Origin of the sequence: Paenibacillus sp. FSL R5-0517, assembly GCF_037974355.1 — a bacterium.
GTDB lineage: Bacteria > Bacillota > Bacilli > Paenibacillales > Paenibacillaceae > Paenibacillus.
Genome location: NZ_CP150235.1, coordinates 2,827,743 through 2,846,911, shown reverse-complemented (window position 1 = coordinate 2,846,911; position 19,169 = coordinate 2,827,743). Strand labels below are relative to the sequence as shown.

The window sequence follows — 19,169 nt, the reverse complement described above, 5'->3', positions numbered from 1 at the left end:
TGCTACGGTTGAGTACAAGTGCAAGGAGGAGAATCATATTCAGAAGTGGATGCAGATTTTTTATAAAAATACAGGGTTAAATCCTTATGTATGGCTTGTCTTTTTCATCCTGCCCTTCTATTACATTTCACAATATTCCAAATTATGGACGATGGTAACCGGCATTGTAATCATTCTCGTTTTCTTCGTATGTTATCTGCTCGCCTTCATCACCAAGGGCTGGCAGGTATACATGTGGATTGGATTGCTCATTGCCATATCCATTACGATGACAATCGCCTATGATTATGCCTACTTTTCATTGTTTCTTGCTTTTTTTATTGGGAATATTAAAAATAAAGCTGGTTTCTTCACGCTCTATTCGGTGAACCTGGGAGCCAGTTTCCTAACCATTAATTATGGTTTTATCAATCAGAGTTCATTGCTCGTGAGTCAGTTCCCGTTTGTATTCATCAGTTTAATGGCCTCCATCCTGCTTCCAATCAGTACGTATAATAAAAATAAGACTGAACAATTGGAAGGCCAATTGGAGAATGCGAACAAGCGACTTGACGATCTCGTGAAAATGGAAGAACGTCAGCGTATCGCTCGTGACCTGCACGATACCCTTGGACAGAAGCTCTCTCTGATCGGTCTAAAAACCGATCTGGCGAAGCGGCTGCTCCGTAATAATCCCGATCAGGCCGAGATTGAATTGAACGACCTCAGGCAAACGGCAAGTACAGCTTTGAAGGAAGTCCGGGAAATGGTCACCACCATGCGTGGTACACAATTGGTCGATGAACTGTTCCGGGCGGAGCAGATTCTGAAGGCCGCTTCAATTGAATTTATACTGGATGGCAATCCGAAGCTACAAGACACGTCTCAATTGAATGAAAATGTGCTTGGCATGTGCTTGAAAGAAGCGGTCACCAACGTGGTCAAACATAGTCAGGCAACAGCATGTACCATCGTCATTGAGGAAACACCCGCCAATAATGTACTCACAGTACAAGACAACGGCGTCGGAATAGAACGATCACACAGACAAGAGCGGCGCGGAACAGGAATTTTGGGCATGAAAGAACGACTTGAATTTGTAAATGGCTGTTTGGATATTCGATCTGATGCAGACATTCAGGGTACAGAGATAATTATTCATGTTCCCAAACTCGTCCGCAAACCGATAAAGGAGGCAGAATCATGATTAGAATTGTAATCGCGGAAGATCAGCGCATGATGCTCGGTGCCTTGTCTTCCCTTCTCAATCTGGAGGAAGATATGGAAGTCGTCGGACGTGCCAGCAACGGCCAGGAAGCCCTTACCCTTGTACAGGAGCTTGCACCAGACATCTGTCTGATGGATATAGAAATGCCCGTGAAAAGCGGCCTCGAAGCCGCAGAAGAACTCAAAGGAATGAGCTGTAAGGTCATTATCCTAACCACTTTTGCCCGGACCGGATATTTCGAACGCGCCTTAAAGGGTGGTGTCCGTGGTTACCTGCTTAAGGACAGTCCAATTGAAGAACTTGCTGAGGCGATCCGCCAAGTTATGAATGGCAGACGTATCTTCGCTCCCGACTTGGTAGACGAAGCTTATGTAGAAGAAAATCCTCTGACAGAGCGCGAAAATGCCGTACTAGGCCTCATGGCCGATGGCAAAAACACCAAGGAAATCGCCGGGCATCTATTCATCACAACGGGTACGGTGCGTAACTATATTTCCATTATTCTCAACAAGTTAAATGCCAGTAACCGCATTGAGGCCATCACTCGCTCTAAGGAAAAAGGGTGGTTCAAATGAAAGTACCGCTTTAACCCATTGAAACAAAAATAAGTATGTACCCCGACTGCATAAGCCGCAATAATTTTTCACACGTTGCCATAACATGCTACAACTAAAAGAGCTTGGCCCAGAAACCAATCTGGACCAAGCTCTTTTAGTTTATTACAACCATCCAATACGCGTCTCTTCTACAACTCAGAATATCCATTAAATCCTTAAGATTTCACAGATACAGTCATGCCAAGAGCCTCCAGTGGTACTTGATCAGTCTTAAGCTGATGAATTTTATGACCGTCCTGCCATGAGACCGTTACATGAACAGACTTTCCACCACTTGGATATTCAACCTTGATATACCCTTTATCTTTGGGTACAGGCAATGTATGTGATTCCAAGTACTCCACCATTTTCTTCGCTATGCCGGGGTTATTCATTTCATCTTCGGAGACGGAACGAATTTGCAGCGTCCATCTGCCTTCTTGCCAAGTCAGATATTGACTGCCTGCGGCACCTTCAGCCATGCCTTTGATGCCATGTCCCAGATCCACAGCCATATCTGCTGGAATATCTTTCAGGTCTGTCTCTGGGAAAATACTTTCCTGCTCAGGGTCCTTATACGTTTTCACTTCATAGGAAGCCAGTAAAGGTACCTTACTGTCGGAAGCCGTTAAAGATGGATCATTAACGGCAACGGATTGCGTGGACGCGTAGAAGTTCACTTTGAATGCATCAGCCGTATTGGACGGTATTGCCGCACCCAAATATGCGCCTTTATCCAAGGGGAACGAAGTGGGTAACGCTGCATCCTCCATCTTCAACTGGTTGCGAACTTGCTTGATCACATCATTCACACCGGATTGACCTGTCGCAGTATGGTTTCCGCCCGACTGCGCTCCTGATGTTTCTACACTATTCACTGTACCCGTGTTCTCTTTGGTTCCTGTTTCATTTTCATTAGAGAAATCAGCACCACCGCTGCCGGTCTCGGTTTGCTCACCCACTGTTGTCGTTGGCGAAGTACTACTCTCTGATGTTGCATTCGAGTCCGGTCCGCCACATCCTGCCAGTGCAAGTAAAACGGCTGTCGTTACCGGAATGGTCATCCATAATGATTGTTTCTTCATGATGTGTACCTCCTTCGTTTTAACCAATCTGTTATCAGGCTCTATCTATCGTCCGATCGAATCGGAAAATTGAAAATATTAACGTTTGTCGTTCCAGAAGTTAACCGGCTGCACCTTCTTGCTTAATACTTCAAAACGATACCCTTCTGCCTTCAATGTTTTTAATACTTGCGGTAATACTTTCAGCGTTGCTTCCTGGTCGTGCATCAGCACAACCGGCGTTGTTCCACTCTTTTGTACGGTGTGGATCTGCTTCATTACACTGTTATAGACTTTCTGGTGATCTTGCTTGTACTTCCAGTCTTCCGAATCCACATTCCAATCCCATAGATGGAATCCACCCTGACCCAGCAGCACGTTACGGAATGCCGGTTTGAGATATGGTTTACTACCATATGGCGTCCGAACGAGACTTGTTTTAACTCCAGCAACCTTGTTCAGACTTACATTGGCCTGTTGCATCTCTTTCAAACCGCTATATGCGGATTTATAGAATTTGCTTGGAACATGACTCACACCATGCAGACCCAATCCATGCCCGTCAGCTACAATTCGTTTGGTAGCCTTCTGAAATTTCTCCATCTGAGGACCCAGCATGAAAAACGTAGCCTTCGCATTATACTGATCCAGAATATCCAGTAACTGACCCGTATGAGCGGTTGGCCCATCATCAAAAGTCAGATATATGATTTTGGCATTTGCTTTGCTTGCACGATCCTTCGATGAAGCGGATTGGGCAGATACCGACTGCGGCAATAAAAGTGGAATGATTAGTAAAATAGCAAGTGTGACCATGATAGATTTGCGAATATGTAACATCATTAAAAAATCTCCCTTGTGTGTTATATTTCCCCGGGTGTCCATGTTGTTCTACCTTCATCCCTTGGCGATAATCTTAATACTATCAAAGGAATAGACTCCTGTTCTCGCTTCAAAGGCTACGGTAGAGTTACACTTTTGTCAGATAAACCTAAAATTTAATACGAATTTGATAGATTTGAGCAAAATAAAGATCCCGTCAGGATAGATCAATTGTGACATATCCTTTATTACCCACATTCAGGATTTTGATAGACTTTTGCTCCAATTCAAGCAAATCAATACAAAAATAAAATAACTATACATGCAAAAAAAGCCTGCACAAGTGCAAGCTTCTTTCGTCTTCTTCAGCATATGGCATCAACCGGTCATCCTTTGCATGGAGACCTAACTCCTAATGCTTTGAGGGTGATTTCCTTACGCCGTATGTAAAAGTCTTTTGTTCTTGGAATCTTCTCGACTCCCTACGTGCATTTATTCAGCGGGAGCAGTGAATGAACGTTTGCCAAATTCGGCATCCAGCATATAGAAGGCATTGCTGTCTTTTTCAATGCGACGCAGCTTCTGAATAATGTTGTCAAACAAGGCTTCCTCTTCCACTTGCTCATCAATGAACCATTTCAGGAAATACATTGTCGCATGTTCACGTTCGTTCAAGGCGATGTCAGCCAGATTGTAGAATTTTTTCGTGTTCTGCTGTTCATGAGCATAACCATGCTCAAAGACATCCAGCATCGAAGCATATTCATTCTTCGGTTCTGGCAAAGCGGCTAATGTAGCACGGTGTCCACGATCATTCAGGAATTTGTATATTTTCATACCATGGAATCGCTCCTCTTCGGCTTGCACGATGAAGAAGTTCGCAAATCCATCCAAACTCTTGCTGGAACAATAGGCTGCCATAGCCAGATATACATGAGCGGAATAAAACTCGAAATTCATCTGTTCATTTAAAGATGCTGTTAACTCTTGGCTCATTATCCAAACACCTCTTTCTTTCTCTAGGGATGGTTATATTCTAACATAACGCCAGCAGGACTTACACCGATTTTCTACAAAATTCGCCAATGACTGAATGGTTGTCCTCCTATATAATTACATAGTCATTATCAGAATAATTCCAATCTGGAAGGTAGGCTAATACAAGAACATGAACACCTCTTCACAGCTCAAAAAAACAATCGGCATGCCGCAAGCCGTTGCGCTCTATGTAAGTGCAGTACTCGGTTCAGGTGTCCTGATTATACCCGGACTGGCTGCTGAACTGGCCGGTCCAGCTTCGCTATTGGCTTGGGGCGGCATGGTCCTGCTAATTCTGCCACTCGCTTTATCCATGGGACTATTATCTGCCCGATATCCCGATGCAGGTGGTGTATCCCATTTTGTTACCCTTGCTTTCGGACAACGTGCCGGAACAATCATTGGCTGGTTCTTTTTGATGTCGGTACCCATAGGAGCTCCTGTAGCAGCTCTGACGGGTGCAGGATATATGACGGCAGCGTTGGGGTTAGGTGAACATATCAGAATCCTTATTGCCGCCATAATGCTGGCGATTGGATTGATCATTAATATCGTTGGTATGCAAGTTGCTGGTAAAGTACAGATTGGTGTCGTCATCGCTATTGTTGCCGTGCTCGTGATGGCCTTTGTACTGGCTCTTCCCAACATGGACTCCATCCATTACACCCCATTCATGCCGCATGGCTGGGTCAGCATCGGTCAAGCCGGAGCGATTCTGTTCTGGTGTTTTATTGGCTGGGAGGCGGTATCCCATCTTTCCGAAGAATTCACTGACCCTCGAAAAGCAGCCATTACAGGTGTGACTATCGCTGCGATTATTGTAGGTGTACTCTACTTCCTGACAGCCCTGGCTACCGTAGGCACGCAAAGTTATCTGCATGGCGGGGCCGATGTGTCCCTCGTATGGATCATTAGTCAACCCCTTGGTATCTGGGGTGCCTGGATCGCTGGACTGACTGGCATATTTATCTGTACAGCAACCGTCATTGCCTATGCCGGGGCAGCTTCAAGAGTTGGTTATGCACTCGCGAGACAAGGTGCTGCACCGCGTTGGATGGCTCATCTGTCCAAGCGATTCCACACACCCGTAGCAGCAATTGGATTCCTCGGGATCTGCTTCATTCTGGTGCTAAGTGTCTATGCCAGCGGCATCGTATCACTTACAACACTGATTCAGCTTCCCAATGCAACCTTTATCCTCACATATCTTGGGGGCTGTGCAGCAGGAATCCGATTATTAAAAGGAAGTCGCACCGGCGTGACCATCAGCTGGATTTCCTTTGTAGCCACAGCGATCGTATTCCCTTTTACCGGATGGGCGGTACTGTACCCGGTTCTTATTGTAATTCTCTATGGCTTGTTCAGCCGCAAACAACCATCCAAGATCTGAACGAAAAAAAAGCTCTGCCGTGATGGCAGAGCTTCTTTCATTCTTTAGAAATATGCAATTATACCAAGAACGCTTTGGAGATGATAACCAACAGGATGAACAGAACCAGAATGGCACCTACAGAAGTGAAACCTCCGTATCCGTAGCCTCTTGTTTCTCCACCTAATACTTCGCTCATTGACCGTACCTCCTCTGCAACAGGTATGGGTTATCTTATGCAGGAAGTACGACTTTGACAGGGCGGATGCCCTAATTATTCAGATTGCTGTTTTTTTCGTTCAGTATCTGGGAGACTGCACCCGCATGATATCCATGAAAGGCACCTTCGCCGTGAACTCTTCTTCTGTATACTCTACATGCACGAGTCTTGTACGCGAGTCCATTTTGACAATGACGCCCTGCACTTGGTCTTCTTTGCCCCATACGGTCAATAGTACTTCCGAACGTTCACGAAAGGCTTCAACCAGTTGATTTCCCAACTCTTCAAGTTCAAACTCATCCCGTGTAGGTCTTTTTGCTACTTTTGCTTTTGCCAATGTGGCTGCCTCCTCTACTCCGACGTCCCGATTCCACGGGTTGATTGCCGAGTTCATATTCAATTAGTATACCATTCATTTACGTTCGTGTAATGTCATGGCATCCAAGAATCAGCAAAATCCTCAGGCATTTTAACTTTAACCACATTCTCCTTATTCTTCTCCATACTCCACAATGATACTGTACTCATTCGATCGGGATTCGCCTGCCTTTTTTTGTCCATTCCATTCATACGTATACCTAGCGATCAAGGCTCCTTGCAGCGTACCCGTCTTGTCGGATGCCAGCTGCACTACATAGGAGTTGTTCTTCTCCTCTCCAGGCTTAATCTCACCCACATGGAGAACTCTAGGCGTGGAGTATTCCGGAATGTTCCACTGGATCTGACCCGCAGCTTGCCCAAGCCATTTGGAGCCCTCAGGCAAAATGCCTCCCAACTGCACGCGTGCCGTCACATTACCCGTATTCATCACACGTACCTCAAAAGTCACTGTATCTCCCTGCTCGACCAACGTGGGTTTTACTTGAACATAAGCCTGAATGAACGGTGCTTTTAATTCAATCACAGCTTCATTGGATGTAATCATCCGCTGTACTGATCGTGAATCCGGCAAGCGAAAGGTATATATCAGGCTGGCATGATTCACATACTTATAGTCATCAGGTATCGATTCACCTCGTTCTGCAAGTTTCGCTTCGAACTGAATATTCAGATTAGACCGGGCAGTCAATGTCCCCAGATTGAGACCTTTAGCCAGATTAGTTCCGGGACGTTTAACTCCATTCCAGCCCAGACTTCCTTCGACAAATGTCATACCTGTTGGCAATATATCCATGAGGGTTCCGTCTACCGCGTAGCTGCTTGCGTTGGAGACGGTAATATTATATTGCACGGTATCACCCCATGTGGCCGTTACCGGGAGCACCGTTTTCACCACAGAAATTCGGGGCTGTATCACTTCCAAAGTAACCTGATTGGAGTAAACCGTCTCGCGCTGCCCTGCGGAGATATAAGTCAGTACAGCCACACTTGATATTCCGTTCGCATCGCTTCCCCCCACAACCTGAACCCGATATTGTATCCTAACGGAGCTTCCGGGCAAAATCTCTCCAAGTTCTACGCCCGTATCAGGCGTTACTTGTGGCGCAAACATCTCATCTACTATGACACTGGCAGGTATAAAAACAATACCTTGCGGCAAAGCGATCGTTACCTGCGCACCCGTCGCTGCAACAAAACCCGGATTGCTTACGATGACGGTGTACATGATAATATCCCCTGAGAAGGTTTGGTCCCGCTCGGCTTGCAGGCTGACTTCAAGCCTGGACGAGACCATATTCACCTCCACCGTGTTGGATCTCTCCACACCTCTGACTGTTCTGCCTTCAGATGCCACAAATGCATAGTTAACCTCAGCTTGATTGAGCAGCTTTAAGCCAGCCGGTATCCGCAAAATCACGACTTGAAAATGATATCTCAGCGTTGCTCCCGGTGCGATCTCTGCTGCAGGCAGCCCGTTCTCTGGTGATGCCCCCGGTAGTGGAATTGCATCTCGTAATACACTATTAGGAAGAAGGGATGTTTCAGCAGACAATGAATCCACAACATGAACTGTAGCCGTACAATTGCCTGTGTTAACAATCTCGATCATATAAGTCAGGGACTGGCCCAGTGTAGCGATAGCTACATTGCATTGCTTTTTCACTTCCAACCTAGGCCCGACCCATGGAGTAGTAACTGTATTGGAATAAGCCACCTGTTCCAGTTCAGTCGTACCCGAGCTGAATCGAACCAGCGACTGATTCTGAAGCCAGTGGGACAACGGACCTGAGTTAGGACTCATATCACAACGACCTCTACTCGGAATGTAACAGTAACGGAAGCACCGGCAGCAATGGAACCAAGTGTAATTCCTGTATTCGGATTTCCGGTAGGTCTCGCTACACCATCCACGGTCACACTCCCCGTCACAAATACCGTTCCTGCCGGTACAGGGTCAACCATGACAACATTATTCACCACTTCAATGCCGCTATTGGTTACAACAACCGTATATGTGATTACATCGCCAACAACTGCATCAATGGCACTTGTGCTTTTGGCAACAACAACATTTGGTGCAGATACAGGGATCACCAGCACGTTGGAAGATACAGTTCCCGTCAACACACGGCCATCCGGAGGACTAAAGGTATAGCTGGCAGTGGCTTGATTGATCAACTGCTGATTCTGAGGCAATGAATCTACCGTAATTTCAAGTGTAACCGTTACGTTCACTGATCCACCTGGGGGTATCGTACCAACCACAATTCCTGATTCCGGGTCAGCTCCTGGCTGTGGAACACCATCAATCAGAACACTGTTAGGGAGCAGTACAGCTCCAGCAGGTATGTTGTCCGTCAAGGTCAAGTTGGCTGCAAGATTCCCACTATTGTTGATGGTGAAAGAATAGATGATGGTGTCACCAATCGTTGCATTTGAGGTACTCGCTGTTTTGCTTAAAGACACTATCGGCTGATAAATAGGTGTTACAACTGTATTCGAATACGTAGCTCCAGAGAAAACACCGGATGTGAAACTTACAGAAGATTGGCTACTCACTTGTGGTGGTGTTGGAAGTGAATTGACCCGAACCGCGTATGAAACGGCTATAGTTGCGCCCGGTGCTAGTGTCCCCAGAGCAATTCCAAGTGCAGGGTTGGCCAAGGCGCGTGGGACACCATCCACCAGAACACTGCCTGTCACAAATGTGGTAGCCGGGCTAATCGGATCTGTGATCACAATGTTGTTAACCGGGTCAATCCCGTTATTGCTTACAACCATCTCGTATACAATCGTATCGCCTACCACAGCGTCAATGACCGCAGTGGTTTTCACAACACTGACATTTGGAGCAGATACTTGAATGTTGAGTGCGTTGGACGTAATTGTGCCTCCAAGTGTCCTTCCATCAGGTAATGTATACGCAAATGTCGCAGATGCCTGATTGGTGATGGATTGACTCAAAGGTAATGTCACAATCACAACAGAGAATATAATCGTGGTTGTTGTGGCAACAACCCCCAGGGGAATACCTGAAGCCGGATCAGCACCTGGTGCTGAAGCTCCATTAATAATGACACTATTCGGTACAAGTTCGGTTCCAGCCGGAATGGTATCCGTTAACGTGACGGATGCTCCGTAGTTTCCGGTATTGGTAATGGTAATGCTATAAACCACCGTATCCCCGACAGTTGCTACAGCTTGATCTCCTGTTTTGACAGCAGCCAAAATAGGTTGGTACACCGGCGTTGTAATGGTATTGGAGAATGTGGTGGCAGAGAATGCACCGGATGTAAAACTCACCGTTGACTGGTTGTTCAAAACGGCACTTGCCGGAAGTGATGTCACCTGCACGCTGAATACAACCGTCACCGTCACGCCCGGTGCAATGGAGCCCAGCGTTATTCCGGTTGAAGGGTTCGCACCCGGGCGTAGAACACCGTCAACAGATACACTTCCTGCAGTAAGAAGGGTGCTTGCTGGCACGGCATCTGTAAAAATCACATTGCTTACACTTGCAATTCCGTTATTGGTTACAGCGATGCTGTAAGTGACGGTATCACCGACGGAAACAGCTGTGGATGTGGTGGATTTGACCACTTCCACATCCGGCGCGGAAACGGAGATGGTAAGCACATTGGATAACACGTTGCCTGTAATGTTCCGTCCGTCCGGCAGTGTAAAGGATAACGCAACCGAAGCCTGATTCACGAGTTGCTGTGGAGTTGGCAGTGTATCAATAACTACGGAAAACGTAATTGTAGTTGTAGCTCCGGCAGCTACAGTTCCTACGGGAATACCCGCTGCCGGATTTGCAGCAGGTAGAGGTTGACCGTTCACAATGACACTATTCGGAACAAGAATGGTACCGGCCGGAAGGTTATCCGACAGATTGATCTGGGCACCGTAGTTCCCCTGATTACTCACGGTAATCGTATAGCTGACGGTATCACCGACGGTAGCATTCTGAGTACTTGCTGTCTTCTGTGCCGAAAGAATTGGCTGGAAAACCGGAGTAACCACTGTATTCGAAAATGTCGTACTTGAGAAAGCTCCAGAAGTAAAACTGACCGTCGAACGATTACTCAACTGTCCTCCTGGCGGAATCTCGTTGACCCTGACACTGAACGTCACTGTCGCGGATGTCCCAGGTCCCAGTGTAGCAAGTGATATCCCACCTGCCGGATCAGCATTAGGTAGGACTCCCCCATTCACGGTAACACTGCCTGTGTTGAATGTCGCCCCAGCCGGAATTGGATCTGAAAACTGGATATTGCTTACCGGAGCTATCCCGCTATTCGTAACCAGGATGGAATAGCTAACAGTATCGCCCACGGCAGCAGCAGTCGATGTAGTACTTTTGACCACAGCGACATTAGGCGATGATACTGGGAAAGTCAATGTATTGGAAGTGGCTGTACCCGTCAACGTTCTCCCGTCAGGGGGTGTAAATGTAAAGGATGACGTTGCAAAATTGCTGAGCTGCTGAGGCGATGGAAGTGAATTCACGACTACGGCAAACGTAACCACAGCTGTTGCTCCCGCTGCAACAATACCAACCGGGATACCTGCTCCAGGTGTTGCTCCCGGCTGTGGCACTCCAGAAACCACCACACTGTTGGGAACAATAGTTGTCGCTGCCGGAATGGTATCCGTCAGCGTTACATTGGCTTGCAAATTACCTGTATTGCTCACCGTCACAGTATATACTACCGTATCACCTACAGTTGCATTGACTGTATTCGCTGTTTTGACAAGGGAAATCTGTGGCTGTATGACCGGAGTCTGTGTGGTATTGGACGATGATGAACCCGAAAATGAACCGGATGTGAAACTGACCGTCGACTGATTGTTAATCTGTGAAGGGATCGGCATAGTTATCCTCACCTCAAAAGTTACGGTTACTTCAGCCCCTGGGGCCAATGTACCGATTGGAATGCCGGCGGTCGGATTGGAGAGCGGGAATGAAGTCCCGTTCACAATGACACTTCCGGGTATAAATGGGGTGTTCGAAGGTAGAGGGTTTGTGTATACCACGTTGTTCACTGCCACCGTTCCGTTGTTACGAATGACTGAAGTATACCTGATGACATCTCCAGATACGGCGTAATCCACATTGTCACTGTTTACAATGCTTACATTCGGCAGGGATACAGGAATGGTGATTGTGTTTGATGATGCAAAACCTGAAATATTCCTCCCGCTAGGAAGAGCATAGCTATAGGATGCGAGGGCTTGATTGATTAGCTGCCTTGCATCTGGCAGACTTGTGACTGTTGCAAGGAAAGTGACTGTCGCGCTTGCCCCCGATGCCAGTACTCCAAGACTGATGCCGGAGTTCGGACTGATGCCGGGTGCTGGAGAACCATTAATGATGACACTGTTCGTATTGAATATTGCTCCGGCAGGAACCGGATCTGTTAAAGTAACCGTTGCGGCAATATTGCCAGAATTCGTAATCTGGAGGGTGTAATTAAAGGTGTCTCCTACAGTCAGGCTCGTTGTGCTAGCCGATTTCAAGACTTGAACAACAGGTTGAAATACTGGAGTATTTACGGTCACAGATGAGGAAACACCATTAAAACTGCCGGACGTAAAAGCTGTACTTGCCCGGTTGCTGACCGAACCCGAGGCAGGAACAGAGGTCACTCTTGTCTGATAGGTCACAGTTACGTTACTGGAGCTGTTCAACGTTCCCAAAGCAATGCCCGAAACCGGGTTTGCATTTCTTGCAGCCGCCCCATTAATCGTGACACTACCAGATACAAATTCAGAACCGGTAGAAGGCATATCTGATAGAATCAGGTTCTGAACTGCCCCACTGCCGGAATTCGTGGTTACAACTGTATAGGTAAGTACATCTCCTACAGTGGCATCTGTTGTATTGACTGTTTTGGCAATGGATATGTTGGGTGCGGAAGCGGGAATACGAACGATATTGGAAAGTGCGCTTCCTGCCAGATTACGCCCACTCGGGAGCTGATAGGTGTAATTTCCCGTTCCCTGATTCTCCAATGTTGGCGGTGTCGGGAGTGTCGTAAGTGACGTACGAAACACCACTGTGGCGCTCCCTCCAGGCAGAAGACTCCCCAGCGTGATCCCGGTTAAAGGACTGACCCCTGGACGCGCGGAACCATTCACGGTTACCGAATCAGGAATGAACGTGAGCCCTGATGGAATCGTATCAGTCACGCTTACTTGTGCTGCAATGTTCCCGCTATTGGACACGAGCAGTGTAAACACAAGCTGATCACCCAACGTCGCATTGGTCTCATTCGCCGATTTATTGATCGTAATCACAGGCTGGTATACAGGTGTTGTGATGGAATTGGAGTTAGAGATTCCAGTGAACGCGCCTGAACTATATGATACGGCCGCCCGATTGACGAACGAACCCGCAGTAGGCAAAGACTGCACATTGACCTGAAATGTGACAGTTGCCGAGCTTCCTGCTGTTAAGGTACCCAGCGCTATACCACTGGCCGGATTGGCTGCCGTTACATTAACCCCCCTGACTACAACACTTCCGGGGACAAAAGTCAGACCTGTCGGAAGACTATCGGTTAGGACGGCGTTATTTATCGTTTGGATCCCGCCATTTGTCGTAACCACAGAATAGGTAAACGTCTCTCCAACAGCAACGTCTGTAACCGTTGCATTCTTCACAACGGATACGTTCGGTAAGGTTACCGGAATCGTCAGTGTGTTTGATGCTAGCGAACCCGTTATGGTTCGCCCGTCAGGGGAAAGGAACGAATAGGAAGCCGTAGCCTGATCCACCAACGTAGGCGGTGTAGGAAGATTCGTGACCGACACTTGAAAGGTTATCGTGGTTAAGCTTCCCGCTGCAAGACTGCCCAAATTAACACCAGTAACCGGATTGGCACCTGCGATGACAGTTCCGTTCACGCGGAAACTGCCCGGAACATAGGTACTGCCACTTGGAATATTATCGGTAATCGTCACGTTGGCGCCTACGTTTCCCCCATTCGTTACCTGTAGCGTGTACGTCACCTGATCTCCAACCGTAGCGTTCGTTGTGCTTGCTGATTTCACAATGGACAGGTTCGGTGAATACACAGGTAAAGTAGAATTATTTGACGGAATGACTCCTGTGATAACTGCACCGCCTGCAACGCTTTGAAAAGTAAAAGCTGCATTTGCCGAATTTACCAATTGCAAGATGCTTGCGTCCTGAGCGATTAGTGCACGATAGGTTATAACGACACTACTGGACAGATTTAACGAACCCAGAGGAATACCAGCTGTGACATCAAGTGTTGGACGGGGTATCCCGGCAACCGTGACGCTACCTGGAATGAAGGTAAGCCCTGTAGGCAGTGAATCGGATAACACAACACTGGCCGCACTGGCTGTGCCTGCATTGCTGACGGTAACGGTATAAAGAACACTATCTCCCGCTACTGCTCCGGAGGCAGTCGATGCCTTGGCCACCGTAATTTTGGGTGCGTTGATATCAACTTGTATTGCATTGGCGTTCACAATGTACGCATCGCCTGAAGTCGTTAGCGTAAGCACTGCCGAGGATTGATTGTTAACCAGTCTGGCAGACACATCCACATTGGTGATATCCCAGCCTTGACGACCACCGACAATGTTGGAACCCGGAGCACCATTCGTCTGATTTCGAGTGCCGAAAGTGCCCGTTGTGTTAAGTGCCCCCGTGTCACCGTTGATTTGAGATGCAAAAAAATTCGCAGCCAGATTGTTCGGCCCGGATAAGGCCACTGAAGTCGCAGAGGTCGGCCCGAATAAGGCCTGATCACCTGTTCGATTCGCATCACCTTCCTGGGCACTAAACAGCGCCCTTCCCCCGAGCACACCGGAGAGAGGGGTTGCGAATCCTGTCAGTGTTGTTACTACTGGTGGTGAAGTGGATTGCACAAGTACGCCGCCTGCACGCAAAGACATGTTGCGAAAAGGGAGATTGGGATTCTGATAAATAACGCCAAGCGTCCATCCGGCATGATTGGCTGTAGCATCATTCGTAATCACAATCGTTCCCACGACTGCTCCGGTGATATATGTACCTGCTCCCCCATTTTGCACAAGTGTCGTCACGTTGGCTGAACGTACATAACCCGCAGCATTGTTACCCAGGTCAAACTGGTTGTAAGTCACCGGGTCAGGTGTAACACTGAATGAACCTGCGGGGGTGATGAACGTTACCGGATTGTTGATCGCTGAGCTCAGATTGACCGTTCCGTTGATATAACTTCCGCCCCAGATTAATTCTGCATACAGGACGGTACTACCCGCAGGAAGAACAAGGATGGCAGCGGAACTGTTACTCTGGTACGAGCTTGTGGTTCCCAGTGGATATGTGCCGTACTGGACGCTGGTGTTGGTTGTGGTAAAAGCTCCAATACTGTCCTGTGTTCCGGGTACCCCTGCTGTTTCCGAACGACTCAGTCCAAGCGTATTACCTGTAAACGTAATCGCTCCCGTAGCGTTGACGGTAGAACGAACGACAAGAGGAATGGATTTCACCTCCCCTTCAGCAAAATAACAATCCTGTGATTCGGAGCCTTTTAACAGTCTATGATGCTCTCACCGAAATTTGTATGTCCCTTTTTCGGAAAGTTTCTGCCTTTCTATTTGATATAATGTAAGCTTAGTTCTCATGCTTAGAATATAATGATTTGCGTTTTGTCCATTGTGATTTATAATCATCATATACGAGAGTCATTCTGTCGTACCATTATGATGCAGTCAGCGGTGATATATGAAAAGGTTCCATACATACAATAGCAGCCACATTCCAACCGAATACGAGTTCAAGCATTCCAAATGGATTCAGAAAATGCTTCATGCCTACTGGGTTGTCATCATTGCACATTTTGCCATTCAGGTTGGCTGTTTCCTGTTTCTGGAGTATGATCGCACACCTCGAGATTTCTTGATGAATGTCCTGTTCTGGCCTACGGCCATCAGCAGTTCTTGCATTTTGTTCGCAAGCTGGGTTGATCGACGCTTCAGTTCCTATTCCTTCTATACCATGTCTATCGCCAGCACCGTTATTGCCTGGACGATTATTCATGTCAATTATGATATTCGGATTATATTAGCCATCTGCCTGTTGCCCATCTTCGCTTCGGTGCTGTTCTTCAATAAAAAAAGAGTCTGGATTGTCTTTCTGATGCAGATGACAGGTTACCTTCTGGTGTTGTTCGATCCGGCCTACCGGTTGTACCTGTCTTCATTTGATATGGTATCCATTCCTGCTTTTCTAATCTTAGGTACATATGTAGCACAGGTTATCGTGACTAGCGGCGTTGAGGTCTTGGACGATCTTCAGGCCAGTATGCTTGCCAAGCAGGACCTTATTGTGCGAAATGCCATTATGACCAAACAGTCCAAAACAGATGGTTTAACCAACCTCTATAATCAAAGCTCATTCAAGGATTATTACGAAAAGGCATTCGAGTATGCCAACAGCGGCATGAGTCTGCATCTGGCTTTGATTGATATTGATGACTTCAAATCCATTAATGATACTTATGGTCATCGGGTTGGAGACATCATTCTGGAGAAGGTGTCCCTGATCATTCAGGAAACCATTACCTCCAGTGATATTGCCGCACGGTACGGGGGCGAAGAGTTCGCCTTATTGATGTTTGAGCAATCTTTCAAGCAGGCCTATGCCTTGGTGGAACAGATTCGTCAGAAGATTGCCCTGATGGGCCATCTGGAACTTGAAGGAGCCCCCATCACGGTGAGTATCGGTCTCAAAAGCTACAGTCCTAATCTAAGCAAAGACAAATTGTTTGAAGAAGTGGATGCCTGTTTGTATGCCGCCAAACGAACAGGTAAAAATAAAACCGTAACATCACTTGAACTGACTTCGCATTCGTAGAGAAAATATAAATAAAAAAAAGTTGTGCTGTACTCCGGAATCCCGGTTTGTACAACACAACTTTTTTTGGGTTTGCATAACATCAGCAGGCTGATTCTCTTCATACGTTTAATGTGCTCATTCCGCCCATTCCCAGCGGTGACGATTTTGCTCCAGCCTGGGATGAAGATCACCGGATGATCCATCAATGATGAGACGCAGCTCTTTGATCCAATCCTTGAAAGAGTCAAACGAAGCAAACATATTTGCCATCTCAGTTGTCATATACAAAAAATGAGGAGCGGGATATTCCGCAGTGATATGTCGCAGTGCACTATCCACAGGCGTATATTTCTTTCTCTTGCCCTCAAGCCCCTCCACACGTATACGTGAATTGGGATGCTCCCGCCGCCAATCATGCAGACGGTCTTCTCTTTTGTAATATGCCTGGATTGTATCCTTGCTCATTCGCTTAAATGTACTCTCGTGTAAAGGATACAGCACGAGCTGTAAGAATGAACGAGTATCCATCGTTGCAACGGCACGTTCGAGTTGCTCATCAGTCACACGTTCAAACGAGTCATAAAAAGTCAGTGTCCCTTTATGGCTGGCCGCAGGTGGCTCATAACCGTAAGGTACCGATGTATATTTACCAGACATTTCACCCCTCCTTGTCTATATGATGATCCGCAGTAAGGTGATTGGGATAACCCAGCTCCTGTTATTATACGCTATTGATTCTGCTTCAACTCGGAATAAAATGTCATTCTGTTCTTGCCTGCACGTTTGGACTCATACAATGCTTCATCCGCCATTCGGATAATCTCAGATGGGTTGTTGCTGTTGGTTGGATATTCAGCCCCTCCGATGCTACATCCAATTCGAATTCGCTCGTATTCAATAATAAACGGCTTGTTCAGACTTTGAATGATGGCTTCTGCATAAGCGCAGGCTTCTTCCCTCGGATGACTTCCGACCGACTGAAGTACAATGAGGAATTCATCTCCGCCCAATCGAACCGTTATGCCCTTCTCCTGACCAAGAGAGGACAGACGTTGGGCCACTTTTTGTAAAAGAACATCTCCAACCTGATGTCCAAGTGTATCGTTGACTCGTTTGAATCCATCCAGATCCAGATAGAGAAAAGTCAGCGTGTGATTTTCACTTTCGGTCTCCAGAGACTCCTCCAGATACACTTCAAGGGCAGTACGATTCGGCAGACTTGTTAACTGATCAAAATGTGCCAGATTCTGCATTACAACCAGCTCTGAGTCTTTATTCATCAGAGAGGTCAGCATATCGCGAAGCGAGCGGGACAACACTTCAATCTCCTTAATCCCCTTATTTTCAGGAATCTCAATCTCTTCACCTGCCCGGAGTCGATTGGCCACTCTAGTGAGACGTACAAGCGGGGCAGAGATCAGACGTGAGACAAACCAGCCAATCAGTGCAAACAGCGCAGTAACCGCAAGACCAGCCCACACATTAAACCGCATCAGGTCAAAAACAGATGCAAACGCTGTCGACTTGACTTGACGAATAACCACAGTCCAGCCTAATCCGGGATAATCCAGATGACCCTGGCTGTAGGCAAACCCTGTTACATATTCCTTACCATCAGGCCACTCTTCAATGGACCAACTGCTTTGGTTGCGCTGGGCCTCTTCGACGCCAGGCAATGCCAAAGGTTTACCAATCCATTCCTTTGGCCCCAGCAACACTGTATGTTCCTTTTTGCTTACGATAAAGAACTCAATGTCCTTTTCTTCTCTTTTCAATGGGGAAAGCACGGATTCTTCGACTTCCTTCGCCCATGCCCAGCTTAAATGTGCAGCGAGCACACCCCTAATATGTCCTTTGTTATCCTTCAGTGGAAAACTGATATCGACAAATTGCAACGGCTCTCCCGTTGGATTTGGTAACAGCTTGGCAAGAAGTACTGCGTTATGCACATCTCCAATGAATTTACCCTTGATCCCCTCCTGATACACAGGTCGCTCTGATAAATTTTCTCCAAGCAATATACCATCTGTCGCGGCTAGCACTTTTCCCTTCGGGTTCATGAATCCAACCCATGAGAATGAGGGAAAGCTATCTTGTAGCTGATCCAGCAACATCTGAATCTCATCAGGCTGAAACCCATCTTCTAGCGAAGCCATTTTGCCCAGAAGATCCAGTTCACCGGCGCGCGCGGACATAAACCGATCCAGTTTGTCCGAAGCTTGTGAGGCCGTACCTGTAAGTGAATGACCAATCTCGGTCTCCACAGCAACGAATGATTTTTTGCTAAAAACAGATCCAATCGTCAAGGTAACCAGCAGGGATAACACAGCGAAGATGACAGTAAGCACAGTTCTAATCTTGAATGACATCATTTCCTCCATTACACGGTGAAACCATCTTGCTTTTCAACATTAGTATGCTGCAAAGGGTACACGGGATGTCACCTAATCGTTTTCATATTTATCGGAACTTGTGTGTTTTTTTATTATACAAGCCCATACAATAATTACGGAAATCTTCACCGTGTTTCTTCCATTCAAAGAATAGACACGATTCTGTATATACATACTTGGGTTATGAATATAGAGAGCAAGCATATCCCTTTGAGGATTA

General features: G+C 46.9%; 13 protein-coding genes. 4 read left to right on the top strand and 9 right to left on the bottom strand.

Going from position 1 to position 19,169, the window contains the following annotated elements:
* Window positions 1-37: 37 nt before the first annotated feature.
* A complete protein-coding gene (locus tag MKX40_RS12930; RefSeq protein WP_339243042.1) occupies window positions 38-1,186 on the top strand; it encodes a sensor histidine kinase in 1,149 nt (382 codons plus the stop codon).
* Complete coding sequence (locus tag MKX40_RS12925) at window positions 1,183-1,782, top strand: response regulator transcription factor (RefSeq protein ID WP_307537205.1); 600 nt, start codon at window positions 1,183-1,185, stop codon at window positions 1,780-1,782. Before MKX40_RS12930 ends, MKX40_RS12925 begins: the two co-directional genes overlap by 4 nt.
* A 197-nt stretch (window positions 1,783-1,979) precedes the next feature.
* Here the strand turns inward: MKX40_RS12925 and MKX40_RS12920 are convergent, their stop codons facing one another.
* The 3 genes from MKX40_RS12920 to MKX40_RS12910 all read right to left on the bottom strand — a co-directional run bounded on the left by MKX40_RS12920 (window position 1,980) and on the right by MKX40_RS12910 (window position 4,685).
* Window positions 1,980-2,888, bottom strand: a complete 909-nt coding sequence (locus tag MKX40_RS12920; RefSeq protein ID WP_339242086.1) for a hypothetical protein — start codon at window positions 2,886-2,888, stop codon at window positions 1,980-1,982.
* Between the two features lie 78 nt (window positions 2,889-2,966).
* Window positions 2,967-3,710, bottom strand: a complete 744-nt coding sequence (locus tag MKX40_RS12915; protein ID WP_339242085.1) for a polysaccharide deacetylase family protein — start codon at window positions 3,708-3,710, stop codon at window positions 2,967-2,969.
* A gap of 471 nt (window positions 3,711-4,181) precedes the next feature.
* A complete protein-coding gene (locus MKX40_RS12910) occupies window positions 4,182-4,685 on the bottom strand; it encodes a ferritin (protein WP_339242083.1) in 504 nt (167 codons plus the stop codon).
* A 172-nt stretch (window positions 4,686-4,857) separates the two neighbouring features.
* On the opposite strand from MKX40_RS12910, the gene MKX40_RS12905 reads away from it, so the two are divergent.
* On the top strand, window positions 4,858-6,117 hold the full coding sequence (locus MKX40_RS12905) for an amino acid permease (RefSeq protein ID WP_339242082.1): 1,260 nt from the start codon (window positions 4,858-4,860) through the stop codon (window positions 6,115-6,117).
* A gap of 58 nt (window positions 6,118-6,175) precedes the next feature.
* Here the strand turns inward: MKX40_RS12905 and MKX40_RS12900 are convergent, their stop codons facing one another.
* The 4 genes from MKX40_RS12900 to MKX40_RS12885 form a co-directional block, all read right to left on the bottom strand.
* Window positions 6,176-6,295, bottom strand: a complete 120-nt coding sequence (locus tag MKX40_RS12900; RefSeq protein ID WP_017688846.1) for a hypothetical protein — start codon at window positions 6,293-6,295, stop codon at window positions 6,176-6,178.
* 100 nt (window positions 6,296-6,395) lie between these two features.
* Window positions 6,396-6,653, bottom strand: coding sequence for a YolD-like family protein (locus MKX40_RS12895; RefSeq protein ID WP_339242081.1), 258 nt, complete (start codon window positions 6,651-6,653; stop codon window positions 6,396-6,398).
* A gap of 153 nt (window positions 6,654-6,806) precedes the next feature.
* Window positions 6,807-8,498, bottom strand: coding sequence for a DUF11 domain-containing protein (locus MKX40_RS12890; RefSeq protein WP_339242080.1), 1,692 nt, complete (start codon window positions 8,496-8,498; stop codon window positions 6,807-6,809).
* On the bottom strand, window positions 8,495-15,208 hold the full coding sequence (locus tag MKX40_RS12885; RefSeq protein ID WP_339242078.1) for a hypothetical protein: 6,714 nt from the start codon (window positions 15,206-15,208) through the stop codon (window positions 8,495-8,497). Before MKX40_RS12885 ends, MKX40_RS12890 begins: the two co-directional genes overlap by 4 nt.
* Before the next feature lie 235 nt (window positions 15,209-15,443).
* Between MKX40_RS12885 and MKX40_RS12880 the strand changes: the two genes are divergently transcribed.
* On the top strand, window positions 15,444-16,574 hold the full coding sequence (locus tag MKX40_RS12880; protein WP_339242076.1) for a GGDEF domain-containing protein: 1,131 nt from the start codon (window positions 15,444-15,446) through the stop codon (window positions 16,572-16,574).
* Window positions 16,575-16,691: 117 nt separating this feature from the next.
* On the opposite strand, the gene MKX40_RS12875 is transcribed toward MKX40_RS12880, so the two are convergent.
* Entirely contained in the window at window positions 16,692-17,213 is a 522-nt protein-coding gene (locus MKX40_RS12875; RefSeq protein WP_339242074.1) for a hypothetical protein, read from the bottom strand.
* Window positions 17,214-17,284: 71 nt separating this feature from the next.
* Entirely contained in the window at window positions 17,285-18,928 is a 1,644-nt protein-coding gene (locus MKX40_RS12870; protein ID WP_339242072.1) for a diguanylate cyclase, read from the bottom strand.
* Window positions 18,929-19,169 lie beyond the last annotated feature (241 nt).

Bases quoted from the DNA above. Each gene is read 5' to 3' on its own strand.
- MKX40_RS12915 (WP_339242085.1), bottom strand. From the start codon at position 3,710: ATGATGTTACATATTCGCAAATCTATCATGGTCACACTTGCTATTTTA.
- MKX40_RS12920 (WP_339242086.1), bottom strand. From the start codon at position 2,888: ATGAAGAAACAATCATTATGGATGACCATTCCGGTAACGACAGCCGTT.
- MKX40_RS12900 (WP_017688846.1), bottom strand. From the start codon at position 6,295: ATGAGCGAAGTATTAGGTGGAGAAACAAGAGGCTACGGATACGGAGGT.
- MKX40_RS12875 (WP_339242074.1), bottom strand. From the start codon at position 17,213: ATGTCTGGTAAATATACATCGGTACCTTACGGTTATGAGCCACCTGCG.
- MKX40_RS12870 (WP_339242072.1), bottom strand. From the start codon at position 18,928: ATGATGTCATTCAAGATTAGAACTGTGCTTACTGTCATCTTCGCTGTG.
- MKX40_RS12925 (WP_307537205.1), top strand. From the start codon at position 1,183: ATGATTAGAATTGTAATCGCGGAAGATCAGCGCATGATGCTCGGTGCC.
- MKX40_RS12880 (WP_339242076.1), top strand. From the start codon at position 15,444: ATGAAAAGGTTCCATACATACAATAGCAGCCACATTCCAACCGAATAC.
- MKX40_RS12905 (WP_339242082.1), top strand. From the start codon at position 4,858: ATGAACACCTCTTCACAGCTCAAAAAAACAATCGGCATGCCGCAAGCC.
- MKX40_RS12910 (WP_339242083.1), bottom strand. From the start codon at position 4,685: ATGAGCCAAGAGTTAACAGCATCTTTAAATGAACAGATGAATTTCGAG.
- MKX40_RS12890 (WP_339242080.1), bottom strand. From the start codon at position 8,498: ATGAGTCCTAACTCAGGTCCGTTGTCCCACTGGCTTCAGAATCAGTCG.